The sequence below is a fragment of the Streptomyces sparsogenes genome, from assembly GCF_001704635.1.
Classification (GTDB): Bacteria; Actinomycetota; Actinomycetes; order Streptomycetales; family Streptomycetaceae; genus Streptomyces; species Streptomyces sparsogenes.
In genome coordinates this window covers 1-12495 of sequence record NZ_MAXF01000221.1, presented here as the reverse complement: position 1 = coordinate 12495, position 12495 = coordinate 1, and the positions used below count along the sequence as shown (strand labels likewise).

The 12495-nt window shown below is 77.6% G+C and carries 2 protein-coding genes; both read left to right on the top strand.

What is annotated here, in order from left to right; all coding sequences use genetic code 11:
- Nucleotides 1-5671 (top strand): type I polyketide synthase (locus tag BBH68_RS36840; protein ID WP_065968257.1); only part of this gene is annotated, 5671 nt, incomplete at its 5' end.
- A gap of 57 nt (nt 5672-5728) precedes the next feature.
- Nucleotides 5729-12495 (top strand): type I polyketide synthase (locus BBH68_RS36835; protein ID WP_141713156.1); only part of this gene is annotated, 6767 nt, incomplete at its 3' end.

The following is a 12495-nucleotide window of genomic DNA, read 5'->3' as shown; positions in this document are numbered from 1 at the left end:
GGCGCACGGGACGGGCACCCGGCTGGGCGACCCCATCGAGGCGGAGGCGCTGATCGCCACCTATGGGGCGGACCGCCCGGCGGACCGCCCGCTGTGGCTCGACTCGATCAAGTCGAACATCGGCCACACCCACGCGGCGGCCGGGGTCGCGGGCGCGATCGCCACCGTGATGGCGCTGCGGGACGGCAGACTGGCCAGGACCCTGCACATCGACGAGCCGACCCGGCACGTGGACTGGAGCGGCGGCACGGTGCGGCTGCTGACGGAACCCCGGGACTGGCCCGCGACCGGCAGACCGCGCCGGGCGGCGGTGTCGTCGTTCGGCGTCTCCGGCACCAACGCTCATGTGATCCTCGAACAGGCCCCGGACGACGGCGACCCGCTGGACGGGCGGCGGCCCCCGGTGGAGCGCGGCACGGCCGAAGGCGGCGCCCGCCACGGCGTGGTGCCCTGGCCCGTGTCGGGGCGCGGCGAGACGGCGCTGCGGGACCAGGCCACGCGGCTCGGCGCCTTCCTGGCGGCGGAGGGGGCGGCGAGTGGCGCCGCCGAGGTGGGCTGGTCGCTGGCGACGCGCCGCTCGGCGTTCGAGCACCGGGCCGTCGTGGTGGGCCGGGACCGGGCGGAGCTCCTGGCCGCGCTCGAAGGGCTGGCGGCCGACGAGCCGGGTCCGGCGGTGGTGCGCGGCGTGGCGGCCGACGTGGGCGCGGGCCCGGTGATGGTCTTCCCCGGGCAGGGGTCGCAGTGGCTGGGCATGGGTGTGGAACTGCTGGACTCCTCCCCCGTGTTCGCGGACCGCGTCGCCGCGTGCGAGCGGGCCCTGGCCGCGCATGTGGACTGGTCGCTGACCGATGTGCTGCGCGGCGCGGACGGCGCCGCCGACATCGGGCGGGTCGATGTGCTGCAACCGGTGCTGTGGGCGGTCATGGTGTCGCTGGCCGCGGTCTGGGAGGCGCACGGGGTGCGGCCGGCCGCCGTGGTGGGCCACTCGCAGGGGGAGATCGCGGCGGCCTGTGTCGCGGGCGCCATGACACTGGAGGACGGTGCCCGAGTGGTGGCCCTGCGGGCGCGGGCGCTGCGGGCGCTGTCCGGGCACGGTGCCATGGCCTCGCTGGGCTGCGGCGTGGAGCGGGCCGGGCGGCTGGCCGCCGGGCCCGCGGCGGATGTGACGGTGGCGGCGGTGAACGGCCCCTCGTCCACGGTGGTGTCCGGGCCCCCCGAGCAGGTCGCGAAGGTGGTGGCCGCCGCCCGGGCCGAGGGGCTGCGGGCCCGTACGATCGACGTGGACTACGCCTCGCACGGCCCGCAGGTGGACCGCATCGCCGGCGAGCTGGCGGAGGTGCTCGCCGGGGTGTCCGGCGTCGCCTCGGACGTCGCCTTCTACTCGACGGTGACCGGCGGCCGCATGGACGCGTCCGGTCTGGACAGCGGCTACTGGTTCACCAACCTGCGGCAGCCGGTGCGTTTCGACGAGGCGGTCCGGGCCCTGCTCGCCGACGAGTACCGGGTGTTCATCGAGGTCAGCGCGCACCCCGTGCTGCTGCTCGGACTGCAGGAGTGCTTCGGGGCGGCCGGTGTCCCGGCCGTGGGGATCGGCACGCTCCGCCGGGACGAGGGCGGCCCCGAGCGGCTGTGCCGGGCGCTGGCCGAGGCGCATGTCGCGGGCGTGGCGGTCGACTGGGCGAGCTGGTACCCCGACGCTCCCGCGCCGGCGGCGGTGCCGCTGCCGGTGTACGCCTTCCAGCGGGAGCGGTACTGGCTGCCGGCGAGCGGCGGTTCCGCTCCGGGCGATGTCGCGGGGGCCGGGCTCACTCCGGTCGGGCACGCGCTGCTGCCGGTGGCGGTGCGCCTGCCCGACGGGAGCCTGGTGCTCACCGGGCGGTTGCCGGAGGCGGCGCGGGGCGGCTGGCTGGCCGAGCATGTGGTGGCGGATGTGTCCCTGCTGCCCGGCGCGGTGCTGGTGGAGTGGGTGCTGCGGGCCGCGGACGAGGCCGGCTGCGGCGGCGTCGAGGAGTTGACGTTCCAGGTCCCGGTGGTGCTTCCGGCGTCGGGCGGGCTGGTGGTCCAGGTGATCGTGGATCCTGCCGGGGGCGACGGACGCCGTGCGGTGCGGGTCCACTCCCGGCCCGAGGAGGGCTCCGGCGCGCCGGACGGCTGGGCCCGCCATGTCGAGGGCACGCTGCTGCCCGGTGCGGCCGAGCCGGTCCCGCCGCCGGGCCTGGGCGGGGCGTGGCCGCCGCCGGGAGCGCGGCCCGTGGCGACCGAGGGATTCTACGAGCGGGCCGCGGCGGCGGGTTACGGCTACGGGCCGGCTTTCCGCGGCCTGCGGAACGTATGGCACGAGGGCGAGGACACGCTGGCGGAGGTGGTGCTGCCCGAGGAGGCGGCACAGCGGGCCGATGGCTTCGGTATCCATCCCGCCCTGCTCGACGCGGCGATGCAGCCGGTGCTGGCGGCCGGTGGGCTCGCCGGCGTGCCGGGCGGCCCGGCGCACGGGTCGGTGCTCCTCCCGTTCGCCTGGAGCGGGGTGCGGCTGTGGGCCGGGGGTGCCACCCGGCTCAGGGTGCGGCTGTCGCCGCGGCCCGGCGGGCTGCGGGTGCTGCTGGCCGATGCCACGGGTGCCCCGGTGCTGACCGCGGAGGCGGTCGCGCTCCGCGAGACCGACGGCCGGCGGTTGCGCGCCTCGAGCCGGGCGCGGGGGTCGCACGGGCTGTTCGCCGTCGAGTGGACGCCGCTGCCCGCCCCGGCGGGCGGGGCGGTGGCCGGGCCGGTGCCGGGGCGGGTGGCGGTGCTGGGCGACGGCGCCCCGGGCCTGGCCGGCGCCGACCGCTACCCCGGTCTCGACGCGCTGTTCCGCGCCGTGGAGGACGGCGCTCCCGCCCCCGAGATCGTCGTCGCCCCGGTACGGACCGGCTCGGACCCGGCGGGGGCGGACTCGGGCCTGGCCGCCGTGCGCGGGACGCTGGCGCTTGCTCAGAAGTGGCTGGGCGGGGCCGGCCTCGAGGGTGCGCGGCTGGCCGTGGTCACCCGGTCGGCGGTGCGGGCCCAGGACGCCGGCGGAGAGCCGGTGGACCCCGCCGCCGCGGCGGTGTGGGGGCTGGTGCGCAGCGCGCAGACGGAACACCCGGGGCGTTTCCTCCTCGTCGACACCCGTCCCGAGCCCGGCACCGCCGAAACCGGCACCGCCGAGCCCGGCGCCGCCCTGGTGGCGGCGTTGCGGGAGGCGGTCCGCGCGGACGAGCCGCAGCTGGCGCTGCGGGGCGGGCGCGCGCTGGTGCCCCGGATGGGCCGGGCGGAGGCCGAGCGGGAGCTGACGGCGCCGCCGGGCGAGCGGGCCTGGCGTCTGGTGGCCGGCGGGGCCGGCCCCGACGACCTCACGGCGGTCCCCAGCCCCCGGGCGTCCGCTCCCCTGGAGCCCGGCCAGGTGCGGATCGCGGTGCGCGCCGCGGGTCTCAACTTCCGCGATGTGCTGATCGCCCTGGACATGTACCCCGACCCCGCGGCGTCGATCGGCAGCGAGGGCGCGGGCGTCGTCCTGGAGGTGTCCGAGGGGGTGACCGGTGTCGCCGTCGGCGACCGGGTGATGGGCCTGTTCGAGGAGGCGTTCGGCCCGGTGGCGGTGGCGGACGCCCGGATGGTCGCCCCCGTGCCGGACGGCTGGAGCCTGCGGGAGGCCGCCGCGGCCCCGGTGGCCTTCCTGACCGCGTGGTACGGCCTGGTGGAGCTGGGCGGGCTGCGCCCCGGCGAGACCGTCCTGGTCCACGGCGCGACCGGCGGCGTGGGCATGGCCGCCGTCCAGGTCGCCCGGCACCTGGGCGCCGAGGTGTTCGCGACGGCGAGCCCGGCGAAGCACCCGGTGCTCGAGGGCATGGGTGTCGGCGCCGGCCACCGGGCGTCCTCGCGGGACCTGGACTTCGAGGAGCGGTTCCGGTCGGCGACCGGCGGGCGCGGCGTCGATGTGGTCCTCAACAGCCTGGCCGGGGAGTTCACCGATGCCTCGCTGAGGCTGCTCGCGACCGGCGGGCGGCTGGTCGAGATGGGCAAGACGGACCTGCGCGACCCGGACGCGGTCGCGCGGGAACACGGCGTGGCGTACCGGGCGTTCGACCTGATCGCGGACGCCGGCCCGGAGCGCATCGGGCGGCTGCTGGCCGCCCTGGGCGAGCTGTTCGCGGCCGGCGCCCTCACCGCCCTGCCCGTCACCGCGTGGCGGCTCGGCCGGGCCGGGCAGGCGCTGCGGCAGCTCAGCCGGGCCCGGCACACCGGGAAGCTGGTGCTGGACGTCCCGCCGGCGCCGGATCCGGAGGGCACGGTACTGATCACGGGCGGCACCGGGACCCTCGGCGGCCTGATCGCCGAACACCTGGTGCGCTCGCGCGGGATACGGCACCTGCTGCTGCTCAGCCGCCGCGGCCCGGACGCCCCGGGCGCCGGGGAGCTGACGGCCCGGCTCGGCGCGCTCGGCGCGCGGGTGCGGGTGGCCGCGGTGGACGTCGGGGACGCGGCAGCGCTCGGCGGGGCGATCGCGGGTCTCGACCCGGCGCATCCGCTCACCGGCGTCGTCCACGCGGCGGGCGTCGTGGCCGACGCGATGCTGCCCTCGCAGGACGGGGAGCGCCTGGCGGAGGTCTGGTCGGCCAAGGCCGCGGCGGCGGCCCATCTGCACCGCGCCACCGCCGGGCTGCCGCTGGGCATGTTCGTGCTGTTCTCGTCGTTCGCGTCCACACTCGGCACCCCGGGGCAGGCCAACTACGCGGCCGCCAACGCGTTCTGCGACGCCCTGGTCGAGCGGCGGCACGCCGAGGGCCTGCCGGGCGTGTCGGTGGGCTGGGGCCTGTGGTCGGCCGCGAGCGGGCTCACCGGCGGGCTGACCGAGGCGGACGTGGCGCGGATCGCCCGGCAGGGCATCGTGCCGACCACCACCGAACAGGGGCAGGACCTGTTCGACGCGGCGCTGGAGGGCGAGCGGCCCGCGCTGCTCGCGCTCAACCTGGACACCCGGGCGCTGGCGGCGCAGCCCGTAGCGGCCCTGCCCGCGCCGCTGCGCGCCCTGGCGGCGGGCGCCCGCTCCGGCGCGGGGGCGGCGCGGCCGACCGCGGCGGCGGCCGAGGAGCCCGGGGACTGGGCGACCCGGTTGGGCCGTTACGCCCCGGCCGAACAGCGTCGGCTGCTGACCGACCTGGTACGCAGGCACGTCGCCACCGTCCTCGGGCACGCCGACCCGGCCGCCGTGCCGGCCGACGCGGCGTTCAAGGAACTCGGCTTCGACTCGCTGACCGCCGTCGAGCTGCGCAACCGCGTCACCGCGGCCACCGGGCTGCGGCTGCCCGCCACGGTCGTCTTCGACCACCCGGAGCCCGGGGCGCTGGCCGAACACCTGCGCACCCAGCTGGCCCCCGAGGAGCGGGAGCAGGCGGCGGCCGACGTCTACGCGCCCGTGCTGAGCCGGCTGACGGGCCTGGAGGAGACGCTGGCGGCGCTCACCGCGCCCGGCGGGAACGGCTCCGCGGGGGCCGGCCCCGGCCAGGTGACGGCACGTCTGGAGGCGCTGCTGGCCGCCTGGAAGGCGGCCCACGCCACGGGCCCGAACGGCGGCAGCGCGGCCGAGCGGCTCGAGGCCGCGACGACCGACCAGGTCCTCGACTTCATCGACAAGGAACTCGGAGTGCAATGAGCCCGGTCTGCCAGGAACGCCGAGGAATCCCGACCGAGCGGGAAGAGGGGCCGCGCCGTGACCACTGAGACGAACGAAGAGCGGCTGGTCGATTACCTCAAGCGGGTCGCCGCCGATCTGCACGACACCCGGGCGCGGCTGCGCGAGGTGGAGGAGGGGCAGCGGGAGCCGGTGGCCATCGTGGCGATGGCCTGCCGGTACCCGGGCGGCATCGCCTCCCCCGAGGATCTGTGGGACCTCGTCGCCGCGCGCCGGCACGCGATGACCGCGTTCCCGGACAACCGCGGCTGGGACCTGGAGCGGCTGTTCCACCCGGACCCCGACCACCCGGGCACCACGTATGCCCGCGAGGGCGGGTTCCTGCACGAGGCGGACCGGTTCGACCCGGAGTTCTTCGGCATCAGCCCCCGGGAGGCGGCGGCCGTCGATCCGCAGCAGCGGCTGCTGCTGGAGGTGGCGTGGGAGGCGCTGGAGCGGGCGGGCATCGCCCCCGGGTCGCTGAAGGGCGCGCCCGTGGGCGTGTACGCGGGCACCGCCCTGCCGGGATTCGGCACTCCGCACATCGACCGGGCCGCGGAGGGCTATCTGGTCACCGGCAACGCGCCCAGCGTGCTGTCCGGCCGGGTGGCGTACACCCTGGGTCTCGAGGGGCCCGCGGTCACGGTGGACACGGCATGTTCGTCGTCGCTGGTGGCGATGCACCTGGCGGCGCAGGCGCTGCGGCAGGGCGAGTGCGATCTGGCGCTGGCGGGCGGCGTGACGGTCATGACGACGCCGTACGTGTTCACGGAGTTCGCGCGGCAGCGGGGCCTGGCGGCCGACAGCCGGTGCAAGGCCTTCTCCGAGGGGGCCGACGGCACGGCGTTCGCGGAGGGGGTGGGGCTGCTGGTGCTGGAGCGGCTGTCGGAGGCCCGGCGCAACGGACACCGGGTGCTGGCCGTGGTGCGCGGCTCGGCGGTCAACCAGGACGGCGCGAGCAACGGGCTCACCGCGCCCAACGGCCTGTCGCAGCAGCGCGTCATCCGGCAGGCGCTGGCCAACGCCCGGCTGTCCCCGGCGGATGTGGACGCGGTCGAGGCGCATGGCACCGGCACCACGCTGGGCGACCCCATCGAGGCCCAGGCGCTCCTGGCGACCTACGGTCAGGAGCGGCCCGGGGACCGGCCGCTGTGGCTGGGCGCGATCAAGCCGAATCTCGGGCACACGCAGGGCGCGGCGGGCGTGGCCGGTGTCATCAAGATGGTGATGGCGCTGCGGCACGCCTCGCTGCCCGCCCTGCTGCACGCCGACCGGCCCACGCCCGTGGTGGACTGGGAGGGCGGCGCGGTGCGGCTGCTGGCCGAGCCGGTCGCGTGGCCGGCCGGGGACAGGCGGCGCCGGGCCGGTGTCTCGTCGTTCGGGATCAGCGGCACCAACGCGCATCTGATCATCGAGGAGGCGCCGCCACCGCCGGCCCCGTCGCGGGAGGAGGCGCCCGGGAGCGCGCCGTCGCGCCCGGAGGGCGCCGCCGTGCCGTGGCTGGTCTCCGCGCGCGGCGCGGCGTCGCTGCGGGCCCAGGCCGCGGCGCTCGCCGGGCATGTGGCCGCGCACCCGGACGTCCCGGCCTGCGACATCGGCTGGTCGCTGGCCGTCACCCGGTCGCCGCTGGACCACCGGGCGGTCGTGCTGGGCGCGGACGGCGAGGAGTTGTGCGCCCGGCTGGCCGATCTCGCCGAGGACCGTACGCATCCTGGCCTGATACGGGCGTTGGCCCCGGCACGGCTCGGCGGCAGCGCCTTCCTCTTCACCGGGCAGGGCAGCCAGCGCCCCGGCATGGGCGAGGGGCTTTACCGGGCGTATCCGGTGTTCGCCGCCGCGTTCGACGAGGCCTGTGCGGCGCTGGACCCGCTGCTGGGGCGGTCGCTGCGGGAGCTGGTGTTCGCGCCCGCCGTCGGGGACGGGGACGGGGCCGGGGCCGGGCCGCTGGACGCGACGGAGGTGACCCAGGCCGCGCTGTTCGCGGTCGAGGTCGCCCTGTACCGGCTGGTCGAGTCGTTCGGTGTGGTGCCCGGCTATCTGGCGGGGCACTCGGTCGGCGAGCTGGTCGCCGCGCATGTCGCCGGGGTGCTGTCGCTGCCGGACGCGGCGCGGCTGGTGGCCGCCCGGGGGCGGCTGATGCAGGCGCTGCCCGGGGGCGGCGCGATGGTCGCGCTGGAGGCCGCCGAGGAGGAGGTGGCGCCGCTCCTGGCCGACGCCGCCGACCGGGTGGCGCTGGCGGCCGTCAACGCGCCGGCCTCGGTGGTGGTCTCGGGCGACGAGGGCGCGGTGGAGGAGATCGCCCGTACGCTCCGGGAGCGCGGGCGCCGGACCAGGCGGCTGCGGGTCGGCCATGCCTTCCACTCGCCGCGGATCGATCCGATGCTGGAGGAGTTCCGGCGGGTCGCCGCGTCGCTCGGCTACGCCCCGCCGCGGATGGCCGTCGTCTCGAACGTCACCGGCGCGCTCGCCACGGCGGAGCAGCTGTGCGACCCCGACTACTGGGTGCGGCACGCCCGGCAGCCGGTGCGGTTCCGCGACGGCGTCGCCGCGCTGCGCGCGGAGGGCGTCACCCGTTTTCTGGAGCTGGGCCCGGACGCCGTGCTCACCACCATGGCGCGCGACTGCCTGGCCGAGGAGGGCCCGGCCCAGGGCCCGGGTGGCTCCGGCCCGGGCGCTCCGGTGCTGGCCGCCGTGGTGCGGGCCGGCCGCGACGAGTCCCGTACGCTGCTGACCGCGCTCGCCCGGCTCCATGTGGACGGGGAATCCGTCGACTTCTCCGCCGCCTTCCCGCCCGGCGCCCGGGTCACCGACCTGCCCACCTACCGCTTCGACCGCCGCCGGTACTGGCGGGACGCCCCACGGGCGGAGGCGGATGTGCGGGCCGCCGGGCTCGAGCGGAGCGACCACCCGCTGCTGCGCGCCGCGCTCGAACCGGCGGACGGCGGGCTGCTGCTGACCGGCCGGCTGTCGCGGCGCGGCCAGCCGTGGCTGGCCGACCACGCCATCGTGGACGCGGTGCCGCTGCCCGGCACGCTCTTCGTCGAGCTGGCCCTCCAGGCGGGTGGGCGGACGGGCTGCGACGGGATCGAGGACCTCACCCTGGAGGCGCCGCTGCTGCTGCCCCCGGTGGGGTCGGTGGATCTCCAGGTCGCCGTCTCGGCCGCCGACCCGGCCGGCCGACGGGCCGTCACCGTCCATTCGCGCCCGTCCGGCGGCGCCCCCGACGAGGTGGAGGGGCCGGGCGGCCCGTGGCGGCGGCATGCCACGGCCACCCTGACCGGCACGCCGGGCAACCCCGGGCCCGCGGCCCCACCGGCCTCGTGGCCGCCCGCCGGGGCGGAGCCCGTCGATGTCGCCGGGCTGTACGAGCGACTGGCCGCCGAGGGCTACCGGTACGGACCGGCGTTCACGGGGCTGCGCGCCGCGTGGCGGCTCGGCGAGGAGATGTTCGCGGAAGTGGGCCTGGCCCCCGGACAGCGGGGGGACGGCGGTGCGTACGCGATCCACCCCGCGCTCCTGGACGCCGCCCTGCACCCGATCGGCGAGCTGTTCACCGGCGAGGACCAGGCGGGCGGCGCGCCGGGCACGGTCCGGCTGCCGTTCTCCTTCGGCGGCGTACGGGTGCTCGCGCGCGGCGCGTCCCGGCTGCGGGTCCGTATCACGCCGACCGGGCCGGACAGCGTGACCATGCGGCTGTCCGACGACGCCGGCGCGGAGGTCGCCGTCATCGACTCCCTCGCGCTGCGCACCGTCTCCGCACAGCGGTGGTGGTCCGGGGCGGGCCCGGCCGACAGGTCGCTGTACCGGCTGGACTGGGAGCCTTTCGCCCTGCCCGCCGCCGACGCGCCGGCGGCGCCGGACCGCTGGGCGGTCTGCGACGCCGGCGGCGCGGACACCGCCACGGCCTCGCTGCCCGTGGAGCGCGTCGCGCGCCACCCGGACCTGGCCGCGCTGAGCGCCTCGGTCGCCGCCGGGGCCCCCGCGCCCGACCTGGTCGTCCTGGGCTGCCTCGACGGCCATGACAACGACGGCACCCGCGACGACGACCCGCCCGCCCGCGTACGCGCCGCCACCCACCGCGTCCTCGCACGGCTGCGGGAGTGGCTGGCGGACGACGCCCTCGCCGCCGGCCGTCTGGTGGTCCTCACCACCGGAGCCGTCGCCACCGGAGCCGTCGCCACCGGCGCGGACGACGCGCCGGCCGACCTGGCGGGCGCCGCGGTCCTCGGCCTGCTGCGGGCCGCCCAGGCCGAACACCCGGGCCGGATCGTGCTGGTGGACATGGACGGCACCCCGGCGTCCCGGGACGCGCTGGCGCCGGCGGTCACGGCCGCCGCGGCCGCCGGGGAGTGGCAGCTGGCGCTCCGCGAGGGGCGGGTGCTGGTGCCCCGGCTGGTCCCGGCGCTCCCCGACCCGGACGCGGCGCCGGCGGTGCTCGACCCGGAGGGAACCGTGCTGGTGACCGGCGGGACCGGCTCGCTCGGCCGGCTGCTCGCCCGGCACCTCGCCGAGGCCCATGGCGCCCGGCATCTGCTCCTGGTCAGCAGGCGCGGGCCGGCCGCCGAGGGCATCGACGCGTTCGCGGCCGGACTGGCGGCCGACGTACGCGTCGAGAGCTGCGACACCTCCGATCCCGCGGCGCTGGCCGCCCTGCTCGCCACCGTCCCCGAGGAGCACCCGCTGACGGCGGTCGTCCACACCGCGGGCGTGCTCGACGACGGCGTCGTCACCTCGCTGACGCCCGAGCGGCTCGACGCCGTTCTGGCGCCGAAGGTGGACGCGGCCTGGCATCTGCACCGGCTGACCCGGGACGCGGGCCTCGCCTCGTTCGTGCTGTTCTCGTCCGCCGCGTCCGTGCTGGGCAGCGGCGGGCAGGGCAACTACGGCGCGGCGAACGCGTTCCTCAACGCCCTCGCCGAGCACATCCGCGCCGCCGGCGGCCCGGCGACCTCGCTGGCCTGGGGCCTGTGGGGGGTGGACGAGGGGATGACCGAACACCTCGCCTCCGCGGATGTGGCCCGGATGGCGCGCTCGGGCACCGCCGCGATGTCCGGGGACGCGGGCCTGGCCCGGTTCGACGCGGCGCTCGCCACCGCGCTGCCCGTGCTGGTCCCCGCCCGGTTCGAGCCGGCCGTGCTGCGCGAACAGGCCGCCGCCGGAACCCTGCCCGGGCCGCTGCGCCGCCTGGTGCGCCTGCCCGTACGGACGGCCACCCCGGCCGAGGCGTCCCCCTCCCGCTCCTGGGCCGGCCGGCTGGCCGGGCTGCCCGAGGCCGAACAGGACCGGATGATCGGCGAGCTGATACGGGAGCGGGTCGCCGCCGTCCTGGCCCACCCCGAGCCGGACTCCCTCGAACTGGGCCGCACCTTCCAGCAGCTCGGCCTCGACTCGCTGACCGCGCTGGAGCTGCGCAACGCGATCCACGAGGCCACGGGGGTGCGCCTGCCGGCCACCGCCGTCTTCGACTACCCGACCCCCGAGACCCTGGTGCGCCATCTGCGCACCGAACTGCTCGGCGCCGCCGCGGCCGCCGCACCGCTCCCGGCGGGGCCGGGAGCCGCGGCCCGGACCGGGGGCGCCGGCGATCCGGTCGTGATCGTGGGCATGGCCTGCCACTACCCGGGCGATGTGCACTCCCCGGACGAGCTGTGGCGGCTGGTGTCCGACGGGGTGGACGCGATCGGGCCGTTCCCCGAGGACCGCGGCTGGGACGTGGCCGGGCTGTACGACCCCGACCCCGAGCGGACGGGCAAGAGCTATGCCAGGGAGGGCGGCTTCCTGCGGGAAGCCGCCCTGTTCGACGCGGAGTTCTTCGGGATCAGCCCCCGCGAGGCGCTGGCCACCGACCCGCAGCAGCGGCTGCTGCTGGAGACGGCGTGGCAGGCGTTCGAGCACGCCCGCATCGATCCGGCGGCGCTGCGCGGCAGCCGGACGGCGGTGGTCACCGGCATCATGTACGACGACTACGGCGCGCGGTTCCTGGGCCGGATCCCGGAGGGCTACGAGGGCCAGATCATGACCGGTTCCACGCCGAGCGTGGCGTCCGGCCGGGTGGCCTACACCTTCGGTCTCGAGGGGCCGACGCTGACGGTGGACACCGCGTGTTCGTCGTCGCTGGTGGCGATGCACCTGGCGGCGCAGGCGCTGCGGCAGGGCGAGTGCGACCTGGCGCTGGCGGGCGGCGTGACGGTGATGGCCACGCCGAACACCTTCGTCGAGTTCTCCCGGCAGCGCGGCCTGGCCCCGGACGGGCGGTGCAAGCCGTTCGCCGCCGCGGCCGACGGCACGGGGTGGAGCGAGGGCGCCGGGCTGCTGGTGCTGGAGCGGTTGTCGGACGCGCGCCGCAACGGGCACCGGGTGCTCGCCGTGCTGCGCGGTTCGGCGGTCAACCAGGACGGCGCGAGCAACGGCCTGACCGCGCCCAACGGCCCGTCCCAGCAGCGGGTGATCCGCCAGGCCCTGGCCACGGCCGGGGTGGACCCGGCCGGGGTCGATGTCGTCGAGGCGCACGGCACGGGCACGACGCTGGGCGACCCCATCGAGGCCCAGGCGCTCCTGGCCACCTACGGCCGGGACCGTCCGGCGGACCGGCCGCTGTGGCTCGGGTCCGTCAAGTCCAACATCGGCCACACCCAGGCCGCCGCCGGCGCCGCCGGCGTGATCAAGATGGTGATGGCTCTGCGTCACGGCCGGCTGCCCGCCACGCTCCACGTCGACGAGCCCAGCCCCCACGCCGACTGGGCCCAGGGCGCGGTCAGGCTTCTCACCGAGGCCACCGACTGGCCCGAGGCGGATCCGCCGGGCCG